The organism is Synechococcus sp. ATX 2A4, assembly GCF_024346375.1.
Lineage (GTDB): Bacteria > Cyanobacteriota > Cyanobacteriia > PCC-6307 > Cyanobiaceae > MW101C3.
In genome coordinates, this window is record NZ_JAGQCV010000013.1 from 24,938 (window position 1) to 47,786 (window position 22,849).

16 protein-coding genes and 1 CRISPR repeat array are annotated in these 22,849 nt (G+C 61.0%); of the genes, 14 read left to right on the forward strand and 2 right to left on the reverse strand.

The window, feature by feature from the left end; genetic code table 11:
- The first annotated feature begins 10 nt into the window (after positions 1-10).
- From KBY97_RS12205 to KBY97_RS12270, 14 genes are all read left to right on the forward strand, one after another.
- Entirely contained in the window at positions 11-2,305 is a 2,295-nt protein-coding gene (locus tag KBY97_RS12205) for a UvrD-helicase domain-containing protein (RefSeq protein WP_255147330.1), read from the forward strand.
- Between the two features lie 567 nt (positions 2,306-2,872).
- Positions 2,873-3,250 (forward strand): hypothetical protein, encoded by a 378-nt coding sequence (locus tag KBY97_RS12210; RefSeq protein ID WP_255147331.1) that lies wholly within the window; start codon positions 2,873-2,875, stop codon positions 3,248-3,250.
- A 165-nt stretch (positions 3,251-3,415) separates the two neighbouring features.
- Positions 3,416-4,204, forward strand: a complete 789-nt coding sequence (locus tag KBY97_RS12215) for a hypothetical protein (RefSeq protein WP_255147332.1) — start codon at positions 3,416-3,418, stop codon at positions 4,202-4,204.
- Positions 4,205-5,333: 1,129 nt separating this feature from the next.
- Positions 5,334-7,895 carry a CRISPR-associated helicase Cas3' gene (gene cas3, locus KBY97_RS12220; RefSeq protein ID WP_255147334.1) on the forward strand — a complete coding sequence of 854 codons (2,562 nt, stop codon included), beginning with the start codon at positions 5,334-5,336 and terminating at the stop codon, positions 7,893-7,895.
- Positions 7,896-7,990: 95 nt separating this feature from the next.
- Positions 7,991-9,475, forward strand: a complete 1,485-nt coding sequence (gene casA, locus KBY97_RS12225) for a type I-E CRISPR-associated protein Cse1/CasA (protein WP_255147335.1) — start codon at positions 7,991-7,993, stop codon at positions 9,473-9,475.
- 48 nt (positions 9,476-9,523) lie between these two features.
- Positions 9,524-10,045, forward strand: coding sequence for a type I-E CRISPR-associated protein Cse2/CasB (casB, locus tag KBY97_RS12230; protein ID WP_255147336.1), 522 nt, complete (start codon positions 9,524-9,526; stop codon positions 10,043-10,045).
- 41 nt (positions 10,046-10,086) lie between these two features.
- Positions 10,087-11,223, forward strand: coding sequence for a type I-E CRISPR-associated protein Cas7/Cse4/CasC (gene cas7e / locus KBY97_RS12235; RefSeq protein WP_255147337.1), 1,137 nt, complete (start codon positions 10,087-10,089; stop codon positions 11,221-11,223).
- A complete protein-coding gene (gene cas5e, locus KBY97_RS12240; RefSeq protein ID WP_255147338.1) occupies positions 11,220-11,867 on the forward strand; it encodes a type I-E CRISPR-associated protein Cas5/CasD in 648 nt (215 codons plus the stop codon). Before cas7e ends, cas5e begins: the two co-directional genes overlap by 4 nt.
- Positions 11,864-12,529, forward strand: coding sequence for a type I-E CRISPR-associated protein Cas6/Cse3/CasE (gene cas6e / locus KBY97_RS12245; protein ID WP_255147339.1), 666 nt, complete (start codon positions 11,864-11,866; stop codon positions 12,527-12,529). The genes cas5e and cas6e overlap by 4 nt, the downstream gene beginning before the upstream one ends.
- Positions 12,529-13,455 (forward strand): type I-E CRISPR-associated endonuclease Cas1e, encoded by a 927-nt coding sequence (gene cas1e / locus KBY97_RS12250; protein ID WP_255147340.1) that lies wholly within the window; start codon positions 12,529-12,531, stop codon positions 13,453-13,455. Before cas6e ends, cas1e begins: the two co-directional genes overlap by 1 nt.
- The gene (gene cas2e / locus KBY97_RS12255; protein ID WP_255147342.1) at positions 13,436-13,810 is read left to right on the forward strand and encodes a type I-E CRISPR-associated endoribonuclease Cas2e; all 375 of its coding nucleotides are present in this window, start codon (positions 13,436-13,438) and stop codon (positions 13,808-13,810) included. The genes cas1e and cas2e overlap by 20 nt, the downstream gene beginning before the upstream one ends.
- A gap of 9 nt (positions 13,811-13,819) precedes the next feature.
- A CRISPR array of direct repeats spans positions 13,820-16,153; the repeat unit is 29 nt; unit sequence GTTTTCCCCTCACACGCGGGGATGGACCG.
- Between the two features lie 316 nt (positions 16,154-16,469).
- Positions 16,470-16,718, forward strand: coding sequence for a hypothetical protein (locus tag KBY97_RS12260; RefSeq protein WP_255147343.1), 249 nt, complete (start codon positions 16,470-16,472; stop codon positions 16,716-16,718).
- Positions 16,719-16,898: 180 nt separating this feature from the next.
- Positions 16,899-17,063: a hypothetical protein gene (locus KBY97_RS12265; protein ID WP_255147345.1), complete on the forward strand. Its 165-nt coding sequence runs from the start codon at positions 16,899-16,901 to the stop codon at positions 17,061-17,063.
- 596 nt (positions 17,064-17,659) lie between these two features.
- The gene (locus tag KBY97_RS12270) at positions 17,660-18,226 is read left to right on the forward strand and encodes a sigma-70 family RNA polymerase sigma factor (protein WP_255147346.1); all 567 of its coding nucleotides are present in this window, start codon (positions 17,660-17,662) and stop codon (positions 18,224-18,226) included.
- Between the two features lie 552 nt (positions 18,227-18,778).
- Here KBY97_RS12270 and KBY97_RS12275 read toward each other — a convergent pair.
- Together KBY97_RS12275 and KBY97_RS12280 are read right to left on the reverse strand one after the other, a co-directional pair.
- The gene (locus KBY97_RS12275) at positions 18,779-20,398 is read right to left on the reverse strand and encodes an AAA family ATPase (RefSeq protein ID WP_255147347.1); all 1,620 of its coding nucleotides are present in this window, start codon (positions 20,396-20,398) and stop codon (positions 18,779-18,781) included.
- 1,105 nt (positions 20,399-21,503) lie between these two features.
- Positions 21,504-22,835, reverse strand: a complete 1,332-nt coding sequence (locus KBY97_RS12280; RefSeq protein WP_255147349.1) for a site-specific integrase — start codon at positions 22,833-22,835, stop codon at positions 21,504-21,506.
- Between the last annotated feature and the right edge of the window lie 14 nt (positions 22,836-22,849).

Here is a 22,849-nt window from a genome sequence, read left to right on the forward strand (position 1 = left end):
TGGGAGGAGATTGAGCGAGGAGCAAGAGGCGATCGTGCAGTGCCAGGCGAGCGCGCTGCGGGTGGTGGCCTTTGCCGGGACCGGTAAGACGACAACGTTGAGGGCCTATGCCCAGGCGCGACCGGGTGTGCGGATGCTGTATCTGGCCTTCAACCGTTCCGTGGCGCAGGAGGCCCAAGGCACGTTCGGGGAGCATGTGCGCTGCTTGACGATCCATGGCCTGGCGTATCGGGCAGTGGGGCATCACTACCGCCACAAGCTGCGGGGATCGCTGCGGGCCCATCAGGCGGCAGAGGCACTGGGGCTTGGTGGTGACCGTGAGCAGTTGGTGCTGGCCGATGGTGCCTTGCAGGCGTTGCAGCACTTTCTCTGCAGTGGTTGTTGGGATCTCTCTGGCTTTGCCCAGCAGGTGGGTGAGCGGTATCCCCGGCAGGTGCTGCAGGCTGCAGAGCAGCTGTGGAGGTTGATGCAGGACCCGTCAGACCGGCGGGTGCCGATGCTGCATGACGGCTACCTCAAGCTGTATCAGCTCTCCAGGCCGCAGCTGCGCTTTGACGTGATCCTGCTGGATGAGGCACAGGACACCAACCCGGTGACGCTGGCGATCCTGGAGCAGCAGCAGTGCGCCAAGGTGTTGGTGGGCGATCCGCACCAGCAGATCTACCAGTTCAGACACGCCACCAATGCGATGGCAGGCGGTGGGGAGTGGCAGGAGCTGGCCTTGACCGGCAGCTTTCGCTTTGGTGAGGAGATCGCGGCAGCGGCCAACCGCTTGCTGGCGGTGAAAGGGGAAAGCCGCAGGGTGCGGGGGCTGCGGGAGCAACCAGCTGCTGGAAGTCATGCCTTCATTGCCCGGGGCAATGCTGCCCTGTTCCTGCAGGCGGTGGGGTTGCTGAACCGGGGGCAGCCGTTGCACTGGTGCGGCGGCATCGAGGGCTACCGGCATGAGCTGCTGCTGGATCTGTGGCACCTGCATCGTGGTGATCGGGAGCAGGTGCGGGATCCCTTTGTCGCAGCTTTCAAGAGCTACGCGGCGCTGAGCAGCTACGCAGAGGAGCAGAACGTGCGTGACCTGAGGGCCTGGTGCCAACTGCTGGAGCGCAGCTTTGTGCGGATGTGGGCTCAGCAGATCCCGGACCTGGTGGCGGGCTTGAGGCGCAGTGCGATCGACCAGCCCGGCGATGGTGTGTTGTCCCTGGCGACGGTGCACAAGTCCAAGGGGTTGGAGTTCAACGAAGTGGAGCTGGCCCAGGACTTCCCGGAGCATCAGCTGGTGGGCGACCCGCTGCAGGTTGTGGATGGTGTGCCCTGCGATCCCGAGAAGACGCAGGTGCTGTGGGATGCGCAGGGCTTTCGCGGTGTGGTGGTGCTGCGGGAAGAGGAGCTGAACCTGCGCTATGTCGCAGTGACACGGGCCAAGGCGACGTGCCATTCCGCTCAGTGGTCAGCGCCGCTGTTTGCCGGCCTGGAGCGGTTCGTCAACACCAACCCGCGCTTTCTGCTGCTGCCCACGCTGGCGGGGTTCAAGGGCAAAGACCAGGCTGGTGAGGGTGACGGGAGCCTGGCGGAAGAAGGCGCAGACGGGTGCGCTGGGAACAAAGGAGAGCAGGGGAGTGAGGGGCGTAAGAGGCGTAAGGGGCGTAAGGAGGAGCAGGTGGAGAGGGAGACAAAGCAGGGAGTGGTGCAGCACCCGGTGCTGACGCTGGAACCGCTGGTGACGCCGAAGATGACGGTGGTGCAGGAGATGCCGCAGCGGTCCCAGCAGGTGGAAGAGCAGTCGCATGAACCAACGCGACTGGCCACTCAGCAGCTGGAGCAGACGGATCAACCGGCCCCGCCAAAGACGCTGCAGAGATTGATGCGGGCAGTCCGTCATCTGAGCTTGGTGCCAGAGCGGCGCAAGGCTCCTGCAGTCATGGAAGAGTGTGCGTTGCCCTGTCCGACCTGTCCGACCCCTGCCGATGAGGCGAGGGTGTTGGCAGCGCTGGGTGCACCAGTGGGGTCGGACAGCGATGAACCCGTCCTCCAGGCGGTGAAGGGTGTGGCGTCACCCGTCAGCGGAGGGTTGGTCTGGCAGTTGGGTGCGCTAGAGCAGAGCCGGGTGCGGGTGGTGGTGCAGCACTACCAGTACCGCTACCCGGCCCTGGACTGGGAGTGGTTGCTGAACGCGCTGTCGGAGCTGCGCCTGGCGGGTGAATCTCAGGAGGCAGTGAGCAGGTTTTTGGGGCAGCACCAGCTGGAATCGGCTCAGGCGTTCCTTGAACGGTTCCTGCTTGACGTGGGGCTGTGGGTGGTGGCGAAGTAGCTGTGGGTAGTAGTGGGTGAGGTTTAGGGGATCAGGACCGGCTCGGGCATGGAATCGAGTGGGTCGGACTCACGCATAAGGCCATTAGGGGTCAGTAGTGACGGAAACTTTGGTTGACGCAAGGAATACACCGAAGCGTCCCAGGCTTCAGGTGGAAGCTGCAGCGTGGTGGTGGAGGCAGTTGAGAGAAGCTGTGTGATGGGGTTTCGGGTTCAGCAGGTCGAGGGAGGTTGAAAGGGGTTGTTGGAGAGGGTGGAATAGGTGGCAAATCTGGTGGCTTTAGCCAGGGGGGGCATGATCTTGCAGGAACGGCTGGCGGTACTAGAGTGGCTAGTAGTTGAGGGAATGGACCTCATACCTTCAGCTGACCAGCGAACTGTTTTCTAGTGATTCGCAAAAAACATGGACCATCTGTCCAGATGAGCCAGGGATCGTTCGTCCGGCAATACTTCGAGCTTCTTTGCCCTGAGAACCAACCGCGTTTAGGGTTCAATGCCTAGAACTAGGTTCCCCTTCACCAGGACCGCTCAATCAGAGTTGGCATTATCACAACCTCAGGAGCTCCGAATGGAAGTCTTTGAAGCCTCAGCTCAATACAACGATCTCACCGGCAGCGCTGCTGCTGACTGGGCCGACAAGACCGACGCCGAGACGTGGTTAAAACACAATGGTCATATCACTGACGAGTATGTTGTAGGCATTTCCATGTGGGTTGGTGAAAACCACGGAACACATCGAGACCCGGTAAGAGTGAAGTTCTTGGTTTCTTCACTGAATGGCTACGACAATATTCCTGAAATGCTGCAGTCAATGGGCGACTCGATCAAAGCAAGAGAAATTCGCGTCGACATGAACATCGCAGACTTTTTTGCCCTGTTTAAACGCCTTGAGATTACTCTTTCAACCGGCGGCCTCATTGAAGGCAGAGTCTATGACGCAATCTGAAGTTGATGCGTACAATGCACCTGGCAGACCTCGTAAGCTACGCTTTTGCTTTCCGCGGACTTCAAGCGTCGGCTTAAGTCAACTCTCTTCGCCCGTATGAGTGATCGACGGTATTACTCGGTCAGGACTGGCCGGCTTAAGGGAAACACGGAATTGAGCCTCCAAGTGCTCAGGGAGTTCTTCGTTGCTATCTACGAGGCATTCGAAAACAAAGGCTATTTCCAAGAAAGGCTGGGCATCAACTGCGTCGACGGGTATATCAATGGGAGCGTGGGTGACGTTGTTCTCTACTCTTTCCGAAAGCTCCGTCGAAAGGGCCTGTTCCCTATCCTTAGTCGTAAGGATGACTTTACAGAGGATGAAATCTTCGACCTAATCGAGTTTCTTTATGATCATGTCTCGCAACCCATCCCCTCAAGCGGGCATTACCACTCTTGGAACCAGTGCGGCCATCATTACTCGGAGTTCATACAGGGATCTGCGCAGGACGAGTTTCGAGATGAGATCAACGATCTGCTAAGAGACTACAATGAGGGCTATGAACTCTCGCGCAAGGGCGAAATCCTCAGCCTTCCAGGCGGATCTCTAGAGCCCCTGCTCCAAGCCGCTGTGCCAGCTTACGACCCGTCAAATGTATCAGCACGCGTTGAAGCTGCCGTTGAGAAATTTCGGCGGCGTAAGTCTTCGATTGAAGATCGCCGGGACGCCATCAGGGACTTGGCCGATGTCCTTGAGCATCTGCGGCCGCAATTAAAGAATGTGCTCCGCTCACAGGACGAAGCTGACCTGTTTAACATCGCCAATAACTTTGGGATTCGGCATCACAACGCACGACAGAAGATCGACTATGATCGCTTAATATGGCTTAGTTGGATCTTCTACTTCTATCTCGCGACGATCCACGCCGCCGTTCGCTTGGTCCAGAAATCTGAAGAAACTTCGAGCCGGAGCTAGCCATTGCTTCGAGCAGACCGGTGGCCAGTCAGTTATTCATTTTATAGACGCCTGCGTGGACGTCGGACGCTGAATCGTGGTCGGCACAACTTGCCGCATCAGCAAAAGGCAGGAAGATCCTGCCAACCTTTGCTTGAAACAGCTGGTGGCGCACATGCCATTAGTGAGCCCAACCGCAAGCTCATGAGCCACCAACCCACCCGGCGGCGGGGGTTGACGTTGTCACGCGGCGCAAGGGCTACGCAAGTGCGGAACGCTCTTTGAGCCCCACGCTTGCTCAACAGATTCCACACAACTGAGCCCAGTCCCGCACCCTTGCGCTCGCGTGGTTTCAAAGCCCCCTCGCCGCCGCCGGGCTGGGTGGTTCAGGTCACGATGGGCCGAGCGGCCTACCCGCGACTGCGGTGGCGATGCGCTCGGGGGCCTGCCGTCTGGAACGCTGGTGCTGCAGCGGCTGGCCTGGTGATCAAGTGCCTGTGACCTGGCGGGCCGGGTGTCTGCCGCAGCACCGTCACGGCGTCACAACCGTCAGGATCACTGCAGCCACTGAGGTTCTTCGCTGTGACGGTTGTGACGCCCCTCCCCGCTAATGACCGCTTGGCTCAGTGGCACCAGCCGCACCGAGCGCCCTGCCATTGCCCTCATCAGGCCTACAGTGGTAGCCATGTACTAGTGCTCTCTAGTGCCTCCTGTTCGTCGCTCCCGTTCCCAGGCTGCCCGTGAGGACCCTCTAGAGGAGTGGGATTACCTCGATCTCGGGGTGCTCCAGGCCAGTCGGAGCCGCAAGGTGTGCATCACCTGCCATTGGTTTCGCCACCATGGGCCCCAACTGCATCCCGCTGCTCACCTGCCAGCTGCACCAGGGGCTGATCGCCCAGGGGGAGCATCTGGTATCTCGTTGCAGCGGTTGGACCCAAGACCTGGTGCGGCAGAGGGGCTGGGCGCCGGAAGTGGGATGAGCTCCAAGCCCAGCCCAGCGGCCTCCGCTACTTGGTGAAGGGCACGTCGTCAGCGAAGGGGCTAAGTTGGCCAATCTGGTGAGGCCAGTCAGATACCGAATAGTCTGCGGGGTTGGAATGTTGTCATCAAGATTCTGCTTAAGCTGATTGCCCCAACATGAGCAACCACTTTGGCCTCTTCATCCGTCGGGGCTGAACCAATACCCGTTCTTGTTCTATGGGCTAAATCCGCATCAGTCATGTCGGCTGAGGGTCCTGGGGGATACCCACTCCTTCCTCATCTTCTTGATGTGGCTGCCGTGGCAGAGGCTCTCCTTCCTGTGGTTCCTTGCCCCGTCCCATTGCCATGTTCATCGGCGTGGGTTTCTGCGCTTGCTGGCCTTCATGACTTCGGCAAGGCCTCGCCTGGTTTTCAGCGCAAGCTGGGCCTCACGGCCGTGGGCAACTATGTGTTGGAGGCGAATCAACGCGAATGCCAGCAGCGTCATGACATGTGCACGGTGTTCTTGCTGAGGAACACGCTCAAGCGCAGGGGCCTGGACCATCGCCGTACCAACTGGCTTGCCCTGGCAGTTGGTGCGCACCACGGCCAGCCTTTTCCTGAAGGACAAATCACTGAGGCCGAGTGGGTGATTTCTCCCAGTTGGGAGCAAGCCCATGAAGCCTTGTTTGAAGAGGTCCTCAATGGCACCGGTGCCGAAGGTCTGCCGTCTCTCCCAACGGATAAAAAACACCGTGCTGCTTTTCTGCAGTGGTTGATGGGCCTCACCACGACAGCCGACTGGCTCGGCTCCAGTGAGGGGGTTTGTCGTTCGGAACGGCTTTCCGAATGGTCTGGGGATTCGCGTCTATGGTTCGAGCGCTCAAGGCTCGTTGCCGAAGAGGCGCTGTTGAAAGCTGGCCTCCATCCAGCCGTCAGTTCCCCTCCCGTAAGCGGTGCAGAGGCCGTCCAGGTTGCCCTCGGCCCTGCACACCGGCCACGCCCGCTTCAGCAGGAGATGGCTTCACTGATGGATTCCTTGCCTGCTGAACCCTGCCTCATCGTGATCGAGGCTCCGATGGGTGAGGGCAAGACAGAAGCGGCCTTGAGTAGCTCGCTCGGCTCGCGAGGCTTGTACTTGGCGATGCCGACACAGGCCACCAGCAATGCCCTGTTCACCCGGCTTGCAGCCTTCCTTGAACGGCAGAAAGGCCAGGGGGCCAGCAAGCTGCTTGCGCTCGCCCACGGATCCGGCGGACCTGAGGCGGCCAATCTTCGCCTGAGGGAAATTGGCTTGGGAACCAGCGATGGCCACGCCGGTGCAGGTTGGTGGTTCCGCGGTTCGAAACGATCACTGCTGTGCGCTGATGGAATCGGCACCGTTGATCAGGGCTTGATCGGCGTCCTGAGCACACGCCATGGCTTTGTGCGCCTTTACGGCCTCAGTGGCCGCACAGTGATCTTTGATGAGGTTCATGCCTACGACACGTACACGGGTGGTCTGATTGAAAGGTTGATCGCCTGGCTCCAGGTGCTGGGCTGTCGCGTGGTGGTGATGTCGGCCACCTTGCCTGCTTCCAAGCGTGAAGCGCTGTTGAAGGCTTGGAGCGGTTCTGTGGCCTTGCCTCCCCAGGAAAACAGCTACCCACGGATCAGCTGGGCAGTGCCCGATGCGGTCCACTCGGTCTCCTTTGCGGCCAGCCGCCGGCAACGCGTTGAGCTGCATTCCATTCCCTCAAGCACCCAGGCTGTTGCTCAACAGGCAATGGCATGGGCCCGGGAAGGGGCGCGGGTCCTGGTGGTCGTCAACAAGGTTGCTCGTGCGCAAGAGCTATACCGGCAGCTGGAAGAGGTGCCGTGCACTCTCTTTCACGCCCGTTTCCCGATGGACCAGCGGCTGGAGATTGAGCGGCGCGTGTTGGGCTTGTTCGGTCCTGATGGCTCGGCAACGGCAGGCCACGTGCTGGTGGCCACCCAGGTGGCGGAGCAAAGCCTTGACATTGACTGTGACGTTCTGATCACCGATCCAGCCCCTGTCGACCTGGTCCTGCAAAGAGAGGGACGAATCCATCGTCACGACCGCGCTCGTCCGGAAGGATTTGAGCAGCCTCTGGTCTACGTCGCCGATCTTGATGAGCAGCTGCCTAGTGAGGAGCTCACAAGCTTCGTTTATGACCAATGGGATGTTCTGCGCTCGTTTGCCTGGTTGCAGGCCAACCGCGTTCTGCAGCTGCCAGAAGACATCGATCGGCCGGTTCAGGACGTGTATGGAAGCTGGGAGCCCCAGGGATCAGCGGCGCTCCTGAAAGCCCTGGCCGAAGCCTTGAAGACCCACCAAGCCGACCAGCAGGCCATGGAAGACCTGGCTCGTCAGGCAAGGCTGGCGATGCCTGACGAGTGGAGCGTCGTCCCCAACGCCCCGTTCTCAAATGATGATGACGCCGAGTCTGGAGTCCTGCGGTTCGGCACCCGTCTCGGGGAGGACAGCCAGTCTGTGGTGCCTGTTTACCCAGCTGATCTGGCGGATTTGCAGGGCCGGGCCACCGTATTGGCGCAGCAGGTGATGCGCATCAGCAATAAGAGGTTGATCCAGGCCGTTCGGCAGGCACCACTTCCGGAAGGCTGGCGAAGCCTGCCCGGGCTGGCTGCGCACCTCCCCCTTCGCCTCGACGAAGCCGGTCGAGTCCTTGGTTGCCCGGTTGAAGCCTGGCTGGATGCTGACCTAGGCCTGGTGGTGGCGAGTTCTGGATGAGCTGGCTGGAACAAGGCTTGTCTTTCGCACGAGGAGATCAGCAACGAGCTACGAAACCCTCCACACTTGACGCAATCCCAACCCGCCAGTAGGTCATGACCTTCTCACTGCTTACGGAACCGTGGATTCCACTGATTTCTGTTGACGGAGAGCGGCGAGAGGCTTCTCTCAGTGAGGCGCTGTTGGAGCCGGAGCGCTGGCTGGGGATCGACAGCATCATTCCTGTTGAGGTCTTTGGGCTTTATCGGCTGATGGTCGCCATCAGCCACCGAGCAATTGGGCCTGAATCAGAACCAAGAACCGATCTGGTTGACCACTGGCCCCGGGCAAAGTTGGCGGCCTATCTGGAGCGATGGAGCGACCACTTTGATCTGCTGCATCCAACGACTCCCTTTCTTCAGGTTTCGGCCTTGGCCGAGGCGAACCTCACTCCATCACCGTGGACCCGGCTGGCGATGGAGCGATCCTCGGGTGCAGCCCGGATGATCTGGGACCACAGCATGGATGCGACGCCCAGCCCTCTCACGCTCAGTGCAGCGGCACGCCTTCTCGTGGCGCATCTGCAGTTCACCCCGGGGGGCTTGGTGAAGGCATTACGCACCTCTGCCGTTCGGGGGCCTGCCTGCGGGGTTCTCCTGACGCTTCCAATCGGTGCCACCCTTCAGGAAACCTTGGCGTTCTCGATCGTTCCGCAGTCTGGGGAGAAATTTGCTGCAGACCTGCCGAGTTGGGAGAGGCCACCGCTGAGCCTTGAGGAGTTACGCAATCCCCAGGAGCTTGTACTGAAAGGACCTGCTCATCGCTACACATTGCTGAGCAGGTCCATCCTTCTTCAGCCTTCCGGGGGGCAGCTGACCCATCTGCTCTATGCGGAAGGAGTGATTGCCACTGATGCCAACACGCCCACAGCTGACCCGATGGCAGCGGTGGTGCAGGGAAAGAAAGGACCCATGCCTCTTCTGCTCTCGGAGCAAAAGGCACTGTGGCGCGACTTTCAGTCTCTGGTGGGGAGCAAGGGCAGCACCCCTGCCGGTACCCTCAGCCACGCCAGCGGGATTCGCGAGGAGCAGGGCAACGAACGGCCGATCGAGATCCTTGCGGGAGGGTTGCTGCCTGATCAAGCAAAAATCGTGCTCTGGCGGCTCGAAGAACGCAGACTTTCGCCGAATCTTTTGCGTGAGCCCAGGCTGAAGGATGCCGTTGATAAGGCTCTTGAGCTGGCGGAGAACGCTGGTGTCGGTTTAGGGAAGGCGCTCTATGCGCTCTTTACCGAGTGGTTGCAACGCAGTGGCGACGGCAAACCCGACCCGCAGAAGGTGCGCAGCCTTGGTGAATCGATTCAGGCCAGCGCCTTCTTCTGGAGCAGCCTGGAGCCTGAATTCTGGTCGTTTGTTCATGATCTGAGCCAGAAAGGTGATATTGAAAGAACTCTTGATCAATGGCGCGATACTCTAAGGGCTGTTATTTCGGCCGCTCAGCAACAAGCAACTTCATCCTTGGGGCTCGATGCCCGAGCGCTCAAGGCGGCCAGCCACACAAGTCATCAATTCGGAAAAGTTGTGGCGGGAATCAAGGCATAACCCGATGACCCCTTTCACAGTCCAAAACCATTTCCGCCTTGGCATCTCATGAACACCACTGCATTCTTTGAAAAGCTCCAAGAGCTTGCTGAGTCTGATTCTGCGCTTGTGGCAACCTTGCGCCGATCAGCCTCGTATCCACCGGGCCTTTACCCTCCAGCCTTTCCTTACATCGAGCCTTCGCTGATGGAGCTTGGGGAGCAGCGCCGCGCTACGGCCTATCTCGTTGCGGGGTGTTGGGCGTTGGCTGCACGCCGCGAAAAAGGAGCCCCCCTCAGGCTTCCGCTTGCTGTCAAGGCTTTGATGGTGAATCACCAGCAAGGCGGCAAAAGCCTCGAAGCTCGGTTCACCACCCTGCTCGATGCAGATCCTGATGAGCTGCCATGGCGTCTGCGCCATCTCACCTCCCAACTGGCGGCGGCCTCGATCGCTGTTGACTGGCCATCCCTGCTGGATGACCTCTGGCAGTGGGGCAGCGAGAAACGCTGGGTTCAGACGGCCTGGGCGCGCTTGTTCTGGTCGGCTTCTGCAACGAAAGCAAAAGCAAGTGTTAGGGCCAGCCGCAGCTGAATGCCTTGCATCGTCCCTCCATTCATTCGCAACCATCTCTCATGACTCAGTTCGTTGAGCTTCACATCATTCAGAACTTCGCTCCCTCTTGCTTGAACCGAGACGATACGGGAGCACCGAAAGACGCCATGTTCGGTGGTTACCGGCGCAGCCGCATCTCCAGCCAGTGCCTGAAGAGGGCCTCTCGCCTTGCCTTCACGAGCCTCGGGCTCCTGAACAAGGATGAGCTCGGCATCCGTACCAGAAACGTCGTGGCTTTGCTGGTGGAGAAACTGAAAGACAAGGGAATTGATGCCCCGCAGAAAGCGATTGAGCAGGCTCTTGCCATCGTTGAGCTCAAGGTGAAGAGCAAGCAAGACAAGGGATTCTTGGCGGATGATGATGGGCCTGCCAACAAAGAGGCCGTCTCGCAGACGGAATACCTGCTGTTTCTCAGCAACACCTGCATTGATGAACTGGCAGGGGTGATCCAAGCCCATTACGAGCTGCTGGAGAGTGGCAAAAGTAGCCGGGAGGCCAAAAAGGCGATCGACGACTGCATTGGCTCGGCTTCTGCGGTTGATGTAGCGCTCTTTGGTCGCATGCTCGCTGATCGAAAAGAGCTGAACGTTGATGCTGCCGCGCAGGTTGCCCATGCCATCTCTACGCATCGGGTCGACCGGGAGTCCGACTTCTTCACGGCCGTGGATGATTGGACCGAGGATGATGAAGCTGATGCTGGGATGCTGGGCACCGTGGAGTTCAACTCTTCCTGCCAGTATCGGTATGCAGTGGTCAACCAAGATCAGCTCTCCAGAAATCTTGGTGGTGATGATCTGCTTGCCAGGAAGGGCTTGCTTGCCTTCCTGCGTGCAGCGATCATGGCCATTCCTTCTGGCCGGCAGAACACGTTTGCCGCACATAATCTCCCAGCCTTTATCGGTATTGCCATCCACAATTCGCAGCCGATCAGTCTTGCTAATGCCTTTGAGCAGCCCGTTCGAGCAGACACCAAGCAGAGCCTCACTGCTGCGTCGGTTGCACGGCTTGAAACACATGCCAACCAGCTGAGCCAGGCCTTCGGTCTTGACCTTGGGCTCAAGGTGCTTGACCTCTCGGGTGCATGGAAAGGAGAAAGCCTCGCTTCCATGGAGGCATTGCTTGCTCAAGTGGAAGCAGAACTGGAGGCAGTGGCATGAACGCGACACTGCTGATTCCCCTGGTTGGCCCCTTGCAGGCGTGGGGCCTCGACTCCCGTTTCGCCTTGCGCCAATCCGCCTCTGAGCCCAGCAAGAGTGGCGTCATTGGCCTCTGCTGCGCTGCCCTGGGCCGCGACCGCAGCGAGCCGATCGACGATCTTGCCGCTCTGCGTTTTGGTGTGCGCGTGGACCGGGAAGGCCGCTCCACCCGCGACTTTCACACGGCCATGAATGTGATCGGTGCCAGTGGCAGCGATCTGCGGACGGTTGTTTCCAACCGCTGGTATCTCGCCCATGCTGCCTTTCTGGCTGGACTGGAGGGACCATGCGACCTGCTTCGCAGCATCCACATGGCTCTCCAACAGCCGCATTGGCCGCTTGTTCTTGGCCGTAAGAGCTGTCCTCCGACCTGCCCGCCAGGAAGCGGAACAGTGCTGGATCTTCCTTTGCAGGAGGCATTGCTGCAAGCGGTTCCCCTCGCTGACGGTTTGGAGCGTTATCGGCTCGTCCTGGAAGACCCTGAGGGGCCGCAAAGCCGGCCCGACCAGCCGATCGGACCGTTCGCAGAGCGTCGCTTTGGCAATCGGCGGGTGCGCGTCCTCTCCGCCGCCGTTCCTACCGCCTCGACAGGAGTGGATCGATGAGCTTGATCCTCAGCCGACTCCGGCTGAATGTGGGCCAGCGCGACGTTCGCCGGGATCTTGGCAATCCCTATGACATGCACCGCACGTTGGTGCGCGCCTTTGCGGATAGCCCGGAGTCAGAGGTGCGCCCCTTTCTTTGGCGGCTTGAGCCAGGCCGTGAGGCACAACCACCCGAGGTCCTGGTGCAATCTGAAAGTGAGCCGAAATGGGGCCAGTTGCCCCTGAACTACCTGATCGAGCAGGAGGCCCGTTCCTGGTCACCAGAGGAGGTGCTGCGGCAGGGGCGGCGGCTGCGGTTCCGTCTTCGCGCGAACCCAACGGTTTGTCGGGTCCCTCCAGCCCCTGAAAACCAAGAGAGCCCGGTCTCAGTCGCGCGAGGCAACCGCAAACGCCTTGGACTGTGGAAAGAAGAGGAGCAGCTCGCCTGGATGGAACGCCAGGCCGCCAAGCTCGGTCTGGCTTCTGTCGCCGCTGTTGTGAGCAGCTCTGCGAGGCTTCGGTGCAGGCGCGGTGGCGGGGTGCTGACGGTCGCAGCCGCCCTCTTTGAAGGGCAGGCTGTGATTGCTGACCCAACTGCGCTGGCCGCTGGCATCCGCCAGGGCGTGGGCCATGCGCGATTGCTTGGCCTCGGTCTGGTGTCGGTGGCTCCGATCCGCAGCTGATGGCCAATCCGAATCTGCGAGCGCTCGCTCGCTACACGGACAGCCTCAGCCACGTGTACCTGGAGCATGCCGTGATCGAACGGGAAGATCACTCGATTGCTGCATTCACACCAGACGGAAGGATCACCCTTCCTGCTGCGAATCTCAGTTGTGTGATCCTTGGCCCTGGCACCCGCATTACGCATGCTGCCATCAAGGTGTTGGCAGACTGCGGCAGCGTTGTGGCGTGGACCGGTGGCGATGGCCTTCAGTTCTATGCCTGCGGCCAGGCAAAGACGCGCTTGAGCACCGGCATTGAGCTTCAGGCTCACCATTGGGCCGATCCTGCCCGACACCTTGCCGTTGTGCGCCGGATGTACACGGCACGTTTTACTGATCCACTGCCTGCCGGCCTCAGCCTTCAGCAGATCAGGGGGAAAGAAGGTGTTCGTGTGCGCGACACCTACTATCGGCTCGCTAAGCAGTTTGGCGTCCCCTGGGTGGGTCGGCGCTATGAGCGGGCCGCATGGGAATCGGCAGACCCTGTGAACAAGGCACTCTCCGCCGCCAATGCAGCGCTATATGCCATCGTTCTGGCTGGACTGCACTCTCTTGGTTACAGCCCATCTCTGGGGTTCATTCACACCGGCAAGCAGTTGTCCTTCGTTTATGACGTTGCTGATCTTGTCAAGACCGAAACCAGTTTTCCGGCAGCCTTTGAAGCCGCCAGTGGTGGTGCTGAAAGTGTGGAATCAAGAGCCCGTCGCATCCTGCGGGATCGCTGTTGCCATGAGCGGATTCAGGATCGGCTCACGCGGCTGATCCCTGGATTGTTTCAAGCTCTGCCAGAGGATGCGGCAATCGCCACTTCTGAAAAAGTCACTGAGATCTGGGACCCAACAGGGAACCTATGCGGAGGTGTACAACATGCTCGTGATGATTCTTGAGTCGGTTCCCACGGTTCTCCGTGGCGAATTGAGCCGCTGGCTGACTCCGGTCGGCTCTGGTGTCCATGTGGGCCGGGTGTCTGCGCTCGTGCGCGAGGAGCTTTGGACATTGGCGGTCAGCAAGGTGCGCTCCGGACGAGTGATCCAGATCTGGAGCCGCCGCGGTGAGCCTGGTTATGACCTTCGGGTGCATGGCCTGGTCTCCTCCACCCTTCTGGACCTTGAAGGAATCCCGATGATCGCCATCAAGGACGCTGCATGGCGGGAGGCTTGCGCTCGGTTTCGGCTCCATGCCAGCTCCTCCACTGAGGTGGAGGGAGACTTCGGGGGCAATAACGAGTCTCAAAGCCAGTAGGGTCCAAGTGTTTTCCCCTCACACGCGGGGATGGACCGCACGTCACCGCCGAACGATTGGCGCGAATTGCGTTTTCCCCTCACACGCGGGGATGGACCGGCATGGCTGGCGTTCACAGGGGCCCTGAACGCGTTTTCCCCTCACACGCGGGGATGGACCGGGGATGGATCTGCCACTGGGCGGCACGTTTTCCAGTTTTCCCCTCACACGCGGGGATGGACCGCGCGAGCCAGCATCGCCCAAGCGGGCAATACCAGTTTTCCCCTCACACTCGGGGATGGACCGATCAAGCTCACGCTGAGAGCGCAACACATTTTCCGTTTTCCCCTCACACGCGGGGATGGACCGCGCTACTGCGACTCCGGCGAGCAACCCGGCGCAAGTTTTCCCCTCACACGCGGGGATGGACCGCTTTAGCTTCCCCTATTGACGGTTTAACAGAAAAGTTTTCCCCTCACACGCGGGGATGGACCGGACTTCCCCACCGCCACCCTGGATGACATCAGGGTTTTCCCCTCACACGCGGGGATGGACCGCTGTCGGCCCCCGCCGGGGGCCCCTCCGCCTTCGTTTTCCCCTCACACGCGGGGATGGACCGCGCGTACGGACGCCACGGATGCCCGAGCCGCTGCGTTTTCCCCTCACACGCGGGGATGGACCGATCAAACGCCCTGCCGACGTGCTCTCTGAAGGCGAGTTTTCCCCTCACACGCGGGGATGGACCGTCCATGCGCTTGCTGAGGCTGTCAAGCAACCAGGTTTTCCCCTCACACGCGGGGATGGACCGGTCATACCCCACGCGAGGCTCAGGCTCCCCCCGGTTTTCCCCTCACACGCGGGGATGGACCGGTCGGTAACACCCCAACCCAAGGTGGTATCAAGCGTTTTCCCCTCACACGCGGGGATGGACCGGCCGATACGGCTGGACTTCATGAGAGCACTTGCGTTTTCCCCTCACACGCGGGGATGGACCGGTGGAAGACCTGTGTTCCCTTGTGGCGCAGGATCGTTTTCCCCTCACACGCGGGGATGGACCGGTGGAGGCAGGCAGACCCCCGCTGGATTTCAGCCGTTTTCCCCTCACACGCGGGGATGGACCGTAAAACGGCTTGCCTTGCGCTCGCAGAACGGCGGTTTTCCCCTCACACGCGGGGATGGACCGCCGATGCCGCTATCAAGCAATGGGAAGCGCGAAGTTTTCCCCTCACACGCGGGGATGGACCGCTCGTTTGACGTTCCGCCCGGCAGCCCCATGCGTTTTCCCCTCACACGCGGGGATGGACCGCGCTCGCGTTGCTTGTGTTGCGCAGGCTGAGGCGTTTTCCCCTCACACGCGGGGATGGACCGACGGTCAACGAGCGCGGCAACGCGCTGGCGGAGTTTTCCCCTCACACGCGGGGATGGACCGACCATCAGGCGCTTGGGTTCCTGGGCCATAAAGTTTTCCCCTCACACGCGGGGATGGACCGCTCATGATGCTGGCGTTGCTGGTTCAACCGCAACGTTTTCCCCTCACACGCGGGGATGGACCGGCCTGCGGGGTGTCGGTGAGCAGCATCAGAGCCGTTTTCCCCTCACACGCGGGGATGGACCGGCCTGACCGCTGAACAACTGGCTGAAGGAGCTGGGTTTTCCCCTCACACGCGGGGATGGACCGCAATCAGGACCGGATCGGGCAACTCCAGGATGAGTTTTCCCCTCACACGCGGGGATGGACCGGTCTATGCCGATGCGGTGGCGAAGTCGGAAGCCGGTTTTCCCCTCACACGCGGGGATGGACCGGCGTGAGCCGTTCACAGTTCAGCATCGCCCGCGTTTTCCCCTCACACGCGGGGATGGACCGAACGGGGGCATCATCCCGCCCAGGCCATGGACTGTTTTCCCCTCACACGCGGGGATGGACCGGGCGAGCATCTGCTGCAAGGCGCCGCGCTGGCCCGTTTTCCCCTCACACGCGGGGATGGACCGTCGAGGGATCAAATGCGCGCAGCTTCTCCTGCGTTTTCCCCTCACACGCGGGGATGGACCGTACAAGCGGGACAAGAGCGGGAGGTTTGCCGGTGGTTTTCCCCTCACACGCGGGGATGGACCGAACTTCGCCGCATCGATCAGGTGCCAGCGGTTCGATTTCCCCTCACACGCGGGGATGGACCGCGGTGCTGCTGACTGGCGCGCAGCACTTGGGCGATGAGTTTTCCCCTCAAACGCGGGGATGGATCGCACGTCAGCACCGAAGGCTGGGAAGGCTTCGCGTTTTCCCCTCACACGAGGGGATGGACCGCTCAACGGGATCGCCACCGGAGCCACCGCCAACGTTTTTCCCTCACACGCGGGGATGCACCGATTGCACGCTTCTTCGGGTACAGCTCCGCGACGTGTTTTGCCTGCAAGGGCGGAAATGGCTTCCTAGCAATACTGAACCACCTACCCAGGATGCGGTCTGGTGCAAAAAGCCAGTGACTGCTCTGTCTGGAGCGGACTCGACTCTGGCAGGACCGGCGAACCCCACCCCGATGATCCAGCGGCACCCCATCGACCTTCACTTGGCTCAGGGGATGGGGGCAGCAACCGGCAAGGGCTGACGCGAGGACCTGAAGGTCCCCCCTGCCTGAGTTGCTGCAGCCGCTGGTTGGGGACGGTGTTCTACGCCGTTCCTGCCATGGAGCCGACTCCACTCCAACCTGCAACTACCGACGCCCAGCTGGCCACCACGATCGAGGCCTGGCAGGTTGCCTGTGCCCAGGGCTGGCAGGAGCCTGAGCCGGAGTGCCTGCAGGCTGAACTCTCCCTGCCTGCTGCCGACCAGGGCCTGCTGGGTTCGGCCTGGGATAGCTGGTCCTCCAACCCCTATCTGGATCGCCAGCAGGTGGAAGAGCAACCGGGCTTCTATCCCTTTGAGGCGCCCTGACGCGGCAGTTTCATGACCGCTGCGCCAGACACCGCAGACCGTAACCCGGTGGGCAGGTCTGTTCTTTGGCTGCGCCTTTGGGTCTGCGGCCAGGTCCGTCAAGGGCGTTGCAAGGGCCTGCGGCCCCCTTGACAAACCCGACCCCGGGTTTCGGGAGCGGTGTTCTTTGGCGCCTCAGCCATGAAAAGCCGCTTGTACAAGATCACCTGCTGGAAGTGGCTTTACCGCCACACGCGTCAGCTGCGCTGGTTGGTGGGGCTGGCCTGGCCTCTGCATCAACTGCCGCGCAAGCTGGCGATCGAGCTGGAGCTGCGGCGCCGTGAACGCAGCTGGGAGCTGCACTGACGCCTGAGGGGCTGCGGCCCCTTTCCCTCTCCCTAATGTGAAACGTGCTGCTCGTCGAGCAGCGCCTGGAGGTTCCCAGCGCCTGCGATGCCGGCTCCACCCGCTCGCGCCTGCTCGGGGTTGCGCTGCGCCCGCCCGTGGCGCGGGTGGGTGTTGCTGGGAAGGGTGAAGAGAGTGCCTATCGAGGTCGCCTCCGGCTCAGTTTTCGCTGTCGCCAAGGCTTGATTTCAACCGGAGGGGATCTGTTGGATGACCCCAGCCTGCGGGCTGCGCTCCACCCGCTCGCGCCTGCTCGGGGTTGCGCTGCGCCCGCCCGTGGCGCGGGTGGGGGTTGCTGCTGGAGGCAGGGCTGGAGCTGGTTGAACTGTCCAGCAGGCCGCAGCTGCTGAGCTCAGCGGTCGGGTCGTTGTCACTCCCCGGTGGGTTTCAGCGCCTTGGCAGCGCGATGGCTCGGGCGGTGGTCTGTCGGGTTCACATCTCGGGGTCTTGCTGGCGCGGCACGCGGGGCGAGAGGCGTCGTGGCGGTGGCTTGGTCTTCCCCCGATTTTCCCTACGCGGTGCTGCGGGTTGGGGGGGCGTCCTGCGTCCCCACCACGATGCGCCCTCTCTCTCAACGCGACCAGCTTGTGCACCAATACCTTTCCCTCGCGGGTGCCCTGGCCTATCAGTACCACCGCCGCTACGCCAACTTGATCGAGGCCGATGAGGCGCGCAGTGTGGCCCAGCTGGAGCTGGTGAGGGCCTGCGGCCGCATCAAGGACCACAGCACGGCAGCGGCCTATCTCAAGCGCTGCATCCAAGGCGCTCTGGCCCACTGGCTCAGAGATCGGGCCCTGATGGTGCGCCTGCCGAAGAACGCTCGCGGAGAAGCCCACTGGACCCATCAGAGCCTCGATCAGGTCCACCCTGAAAGCGGCAGCAGCTGGCTCGATGGCCTGGCCAGCCCAGACAACACGTCTGCCGAAACGGCAGAAGCGCGGGACCTGGGGCTGGAGGCCATGGTCGATCAGCTGCCCACCGCTCAGGCAGCGGCCCTGAGGCTCACGGTGATGGAGGGGCTCGGTCTCCGCGCGGCCGGCAGGCGACTCGGCATCAGCCCGATGACCGTGCTGCGGGCCCAGAAGAAGGCGCTGGCCACCCTGCGGGAGCAGGTTTCGGCCTGACGGCCGGCGGTGCAGCTCCGCTGTCGCGGGCTGCACCGCTTTACCTGCAGGGATGAAGGTGGCTGAAAAGGGCGTAGATGGGAAACCGAAGGATTCAATTGAAGATTTCAGCGATGACTGGCGCGAATGGGTTGGCAATGACCGAACACAGTGATAAGATCGCCTTATAAAAGGCGTTAGGTGTAATAAGTAGAATCTGAAGTTTTGGGGCTTTGTTCCCCCTCTGGGAGGCACGCGCCAGTCTTGGCGGCTATGCGGTCTTGATGGATACCCATGTCTGATGTAACAACCAGGATGAGGAATGGACATCTTGCCGAACAAGGCGCGGGTGGAATGTCGGACGAGCAATCCAGTGACACGAGAAACCCCCCGTCTGGCAAGACAGGGGGCTGGCGTTGGCCCCGTGGGAAGGCTGGAGGTGATCACTCCCTCGGCACGAGTGAGGTCATTCAGTAGGGCTGGGACTCTTGAGTCAGGCCGGGTGGACTGATGTCAAAGGCCTGACCATGTGGGAATCCATCAGCTGTCAGCAGAACTCTCCTCGTCGTTTAGCTAGTCATCAAGACGCGGTACCTTGAGAAGACTGGCCCAATCCTTGAAATAGGGGTAGGACGGGTCGGACACCGGTTTCGCTGCAGGCAACTCGGAATCGCCAGGCGTGCTTGGTGAAGATGACACTCCGGGAAGCTCAACAGAGTCCCCAGCGCTGCTGTTCTCGTCGCCAAGGGGGAGACGCGTAGAACCGTCGGGCGTCGTTTCTCCCTGTTCAGCCTCCACTTCCTCTCCCTGCTCTTGCCTCGCCAACTCGTCGGCGTCGATCTGCTCTTGGACCGCCTTTGATCCGTAGAGGTTTTCACGACCTCTGGATGTGGCGACGTCGTGCTGGACGACGAGCAGTCCTTTGGCTTCTAGCTGTTCGAGGGCCCTGCGGAGCAAACGAGCATCAAGGTCGGTGATGGCCACTGGCAGGTGCGACCTGATCTGGGTCGCTGTCTGCAGCAGTCCGGTGGCACGATGCTGCTCCTCAAGGGCTTCGTAGATCGAACGCTGGCGATCGTTCAGGGGAGTGATGTGGACGTTACACTGTTGAGCTGCCGCTTGCACCTCCTCCAGCGTGCCGTGAGAGATCCAGGTGGCAGCCTCAGACCTTTCGATCACCAATTCGGTGGGAGCACCCCCACGACCCTTGCTCACCAAGACGATGCGAGGGTCTGAAACCGATCCTTTGCCGGCCGGATAGTGAAACAAGCCAACAAGCTGGGAAGCAAGGGCCGGAAGGGCAGATGTACCGCGACAGGCCTGGGCTGGATCCAATCCTTTGCTCGCCTTTGAGGTGTGATGGATCAGGATGACCGTGGCTCCATGGGGAGAAACCGCAGTCATCAGGTTCGAAAAGGGCCTGGCGAACATTCGCGAGTTCTCTGAGATGCCCAGGCCCAGGGTCAGCGAGGCGGCAGAGTCAAGAATGACCAGACCGCCTGGGTTTCGTACACACCACGCTTCGATAGCAGAAATCCCATTCTGGTTGAGCCAGAGCGGATGCTGCGAGTCGTAAAGCTCTGAAACCGTAGGGTTGAGCTGCACCTTCCCGTCGTCCAGCCGAAACGCGAGGCCGTATTCCAACAGCATTGAGGTCCAGTCCAAAAGCGGCTGGTCCGTGCCTACCAGCAGGACAGGAGGGCAAGGGCCCGTGACCGGGAGTCCCAAATAAGAGGACGCACCTTGGGTCATGGCCTTTAGAAGACCCATGACAAGAGCGGTTTTCCCGATCTTGCCTGGTCCGACAAGGACGTTGAGAGCGCCCCTGATCAAGACTCCCATCAAGAGCCAGGTGGTGGGTTTCAGGGAGATGGTGTCACCACCCCTGTGCGGCAGACGCTGGTCTTCTGACGCTTGGTCCTGTGCTTCGCCAAGGATGAGTTCAAGCTGCGCCTTGCTGCAGAGCAGCTTCAGTTGACGGGCCTTTGTCCGCAGGTGAACCATGGGGTGGGCGGTGTTGTCCCTGACGAGTCCTCCGGCGTACTGCCCTAGCTGAGCAAGCGCATTGGCCGTCGCCTGGGTCAATGGGTCGCAGGTGGCGTTCGAGCAATCGCCCATCTCAGCGTTCTGGTTCAGCACGCTGGTTTTGGAATCATCGGAACTGGGGCCGACGATGGGGTCGTCGACACCCATGGGACGGTGGTGTCCTTCCTGCCCTTCTCGAGTTCCAGCGCCCACGACGGGGGGCTCAACGGTGCTGCTGCGACTGGCGCGGTGAGATGGACCCAGCCTTTCGCCACTGTCGGCCAAGGTTGAGCCGCTCTTGTCAGCGGCTCTGTCCGTGTGTGGCGTAGAGGCACTTGCCTTTGGAAGCGGAACCTCAGTTGTATGAGGTGTGTCTGGCGACTGGTGGTCGCAGACCAAGCGACCGTCGGGGGCCCGAAGGCCCTCCACACCGGAGTTCGTGACGCCAGCCAGGGCGGAGCCTGGGCTGGCAGCGTCATTGGCACTGCCGCCTTCGTCGCCTTCGACGAAGGGCTTGATGTCGTCAAAGGTCATGCCCTGTCCTCAGAGAAGCGGACAGTCAGCGGGCTCGCGGTCTGGAACGTACGGGTTCTGGTACGGGCCCACTTCGCCATTTCGGCCTTGACGGCCTCAAGGTCGTAGCGCAAGCAGCTGTTGCGGCTGTAGCCGGTCGTTCGGTAATGGACGGCAGGCTTCAGCAAGCCCTCCTTGCGACGACGGCGGAGGGTATCGCGCGATAAGTCGATGAGCTCGCAGAGCTCGCGCTCTGTGACCCAGCGAGGTTTTTCTTGAGTGAACGGGGCTGCGAGAGCCATTGGATTAGAAATTCCCGTCGGGGATTCCTAAGCAGCAGAAGAGCTTTCCGAGTTGCTGATTGGTTTCATTTTTTTGGTGGTTCTTGGGATATGTGATTTTTCCAGTGGGCCCAAGACCCCTTCGTCGGCCAGAGTTGGCTGGGCGAAGGGGCGAGGGGGATTCCTAGGAGTTCAGCGAAGGTGTGGTATCGAGGACGGTGCGGCTTCTATTGATATCGCGGGTTCGTTCGGGGGCGGCTGATTGGGGTGGAATGATTGAGGTTGTTGATTTGGGGTGAGCATTCGGCTGCTTAGGCCAGGGCTGGCGACGGTAATGAACCGGCCCTTCTCAAAACCCTATCAGATCGCAGGGCGCAAGGTCGGACGGTGGGACAACCGTGGAGGTATCGGAGCATTGACGGCCCAAGAACCAGCTCCCGGAACCACGGGCTGCGTAGTGGCTCTGAGTGGGGGACGCTTCACGCAACGTCCTGGGTCACCAGGTTGCTTACCAGGCTCAGTTGGCTTGAACAGCGCCTGCGCAAAGCCAGATCAGCACGGTTGAACGCTGCGGCGGTCGTTCCTTCTGAGCACCAGGCATAAGAGCGCAGATGGCACTCAAGGGAATGGCCCATCGATTGGGAGACGGCACCTGGGTCAATTCCTCTGTGATGAGCCCGGAGGCTGTAGCTGTGCCTGAAGCTGTAAGGGACAGCGACTTCACCCTTGCAGGCAAGTTCCTGCCTGAGGTTCCGCCAGGCCGCTCGCCGCTTGAGATAGGTAGCGAGGGCATCTCCAGCTCCGTTCCCGCTCTCCAGCGGGGGAAGCTCGATCAGTCCTTGCTGCCAACGCCTCAGTAGCTGCCACTCAACAAGAGCACCCGTGTGGTCGACCAGGGGGAGCGGGTGAATGCGGCGGGCCTTGGTGACCCCGCCACCACTGGCCTTTTCATAGCTGCACCACCAGTGGGCTTCACCCGTAGCCGGATCGGACCGCACTGATAAGTGACCGAGCTCAACGGGCCTTAAGCCAAGCTCGGCAAGAAGGCGCAGGGCATCGAGCCAACGATGGCCCACAGCATCGTCAGGTATGCCAGCGAGCAGGTTGAGGATTTGTTGATCGGTAAAGGGATCTCCCCCGCCAGAACGGGTCCCGGCCGGCTTTCTACCGATATGAGGAGCGAGATCAGCCGGCGGGGACCAAAAAAGGGGAAACCCCTCTCTGGTGACGCAATGATTGAGAAACTGGGCGAGGTTGCGTGCCCGGATCTGACGGGTTCGCGACCCAGGAGCCCATGCTCTGACGGTTAGATCGATGAGATCCGCCGAGGTCCTTGGTGGGTTTGGCGATTGGAGCAGGGATAGAGCGTCGGAAATCACAGGCTCATAGGTCAGCCGCCAGGTGGGCGCCTTGATTGCATTGCCATGCAAAAGCTTCTGCGTCTTGAAGCGCTCCGAAGCTGCTCGCCAGTCACCAGCCACTCCTGCATGGTGTGCCAGTGCTCCTGCTTCTCCCGCGCGAGCTGTTCCCTTCATGGACGCCTTGACAGCATTGGCCAGGCTCGACCCGTTCTCCAAGTGGAACGCGATGGCGTCACAGAGGCGAACGATCTCAGGAACGTTTGCCTGGCACCAATCCAAAGGCAGCTTGACGGAGGGGCGGGTCGTTCCAACACGGATCTGGAGTTTTGTGGTTCCTCGGTGCTCCGTCAGCAACCAGCTTTTTCTGCCTGGATTGGAGGAAACGGTCTGCCTCAGGCCAAGCACCCAGGGGGGAACGGGATGACCGGACTTGGCAATCAATACGGGCATGGGCGGGAGCTGAG

Bases quoted from the DNA above. Each gene is read 5' to 3' on its own strand.
- KBY97_RS12275 (WP_255147347.1), bottom strand. From the start codon at position 20,398: ATGGGTGTCGACGACCCCATCGTCGGCCCCAGTTCCGATGATTCCAAA.
- KBY97_RS12270 (WP_255147346.1), top strand. From the start codon at position 17,660: ATGCGCCCTCTCTCTCAACGCGACCAGCTTGTGCACCAATACCTTTCC.
- KBY97_RS12260 (WP_255147343.1), top strand. From the start codon at position 16,470: ATGGAGCCGACTCCACTCCAACCTGCAACTACCGACGCCCAGCTGGCC.
- casA (WP_255147335.1), top strand. From the start codon at position 7,991: ATGACCTTCTCACTGCTTACGGAACCGTGGATTCCACTGATTTCTGTT.
- KBY97_RS12210 (WP_255147331.1), top strand. From the start codon at position 2,873: ATGGAAGTCTTTGAAGCCTCAGCTCAATACAACGATCTCACCGGCAGC.
- cas5e (WP_255147338.1), top strand. From the start codon at position 11,220: ATGAACGCGACACTGCTGATTCCCCTGGTTGGCCCCTTGCAGGCGTGG.
- cas2e (WP_255147342.1), top strand. From the start codon at position 13,436: ATGCTCGTGATGATTCTTGAGTCGGTTCCCACGGTTCTCCGTGGCGAA.
- KBY97_RS12265 (WP_255147345.1), top strand. From the start codon at position 16,899: ATGAAAAGCCGCTTGTACAAGATCACCTGCTGGAAGTGGCTTTACCGC.
- KBY97_RS12280 (WP_255147349.1), bottom strand. From the start codon at position 22,835: ATGCCCGTATTGATTGCCAAGTCCGGTCATCCCGTTCCCCCCTGGGTG.
- casB (WP_255147336.1), top strand. From the start codon at position 9,524: ATGAACACCACTGCATTCTTTGAAAAGCTCCAAGAGCTTGCTGAGTCT.
- cas1e (WP_255147340.1), top strand. From the start codon at position 12,529: ATGGCCAATCCGAATCTGCGAGCGCTCGCTCGCTACACGGACAGCCTC.
- cas6e (WP_255147339.1), top strand. From the start codon at position 11,864: ATGAGCTTGATCCTCAGCCGACTCCGGCTGAATGTGGGCCAGCGCGAC.
- cas7e (WP_255147337.1), top strand. From the start codon at position 10,087: ATGACTCAGTTCGTTGAGCTTCACATCATTCAGAACTTCGCTCCCTCT.